Below are 398 nucleotides of genomic sequence, written 5' to 3'. Positions count from 1 at the left end.
CTGGAAATGACCTACTCTCACATGGGGAGACCCCACACTACCATCGGCGCGATTGCGTTTCACTTCTGAGTTCGGGATGGGATCAGGTGGGGCCACAATGCTATGGTTTCCAGACAAAATTTTGTCCGGAACAAAATTTCACGCACTTCAGTGCGCCCGCTAGGGTCAAGTACATGGATGTACTTGATACAATTCTGTTCCAGAAAATTCAGAAAGCTGTTTTTTATTTATAATCGAGTCACACTAAATCAAGTGCTGGTATTCTTTTGTATGACCTCCATGGATGGAGGAAATGCTAGAAAATGTCAGGAACATTTTCAGTAAACCATCGTTACTTCGAAACCCATTAGGGTTGTATGGTTAAGCCTCACGAGTCATTAGTACAGGTTAGCTCAACG

At 43.7% G+C, this 398-nt stretch carries 1 rRNA gene; it reads right to left on the bottom strand.

The annotated features are described in order from the left end of the window. Positions 1 to 114, bottom strand: a 5S ribosomal RNA gene (gene rrf, locus LZP69_RS15925); the annotation flags it as partial. Positions 115 to 398 lie beyond the last annotated feature (284 nt).

This window comes from Shewanella sp. AS1 (assembly GCF_021412565.1).
GTDB lineage: Bacteria > Pseudomonadota > Gammaproteobacteria > Enterobacterales > Shewanellaceae > Shewanella.
This window is presented reverse-complemented; position numbering and strand designations above follow the sequence as displayed.